Raw genomic sequence first — 447 nt, 5'->3', positions numbered from 1 at the left:
AAAGTCCCTCCGAAAAGGAAGGGAAATCCGTTCTCACCCGACAAGGAAGAGAGCCAGGCCGCCCCTCAATGAAAGTCCCTCCGAAAAGGAAGGGAAATCGAAAGCGTTCAGGTCTGCCACAAACGGGCCATTGCCCCCTCAATGAAAGTCCCTCCGAAAAGGAAGGGAAATAGCCGAACGGCGATAAAGCGAACGTTCACTATTCACCCCTCAATGAAAGTCCCTCCGAAAAGGAAGGGAAATCGGGGCGGCGCGAATACGAACAGCTCCGCGATTTTTCCCTCAATGAAAGTCCCTCCGAAAAGGAAGGGAAATGTGCTCACGGTGTAGGTTCCTTTCGGTGGTGGTGCCCTCAATGAAAGTCCCTCCGAAAAGGAAGGGAAATTAAGCAAGTTGTATCCCTTATAGGTTGGGAAAAACCCTCAATGAAAGTCCCTCCGAAAAGGA

Annotated in this window: 1 CRISPR repeat array. The window is 51.0% G+C overall.

The features are described from left to right. Positions 1-62: 62 nt before the first annotated feature. Positions 63-447: direct repeats of the CRISPR family, unit length 28 nt; unit sequence CCCTCAATGAAAGTCCCTCCGAAAAGGA.

This window comes from Rothia sp. HMSC062H08, from assembly GCF_001810775.1.
In the GTDB taxonomy this organism is placed as follows: domain Bacteria; phylum Actinomycetota; class Actinomycetes; order Actinomycetales; family Micrococcaceae; genus Rothia.
Note: the sequence above shows the minus strand (reverse complement) of the source record. Positions and strands in the feature narration are given on the sequence as shown.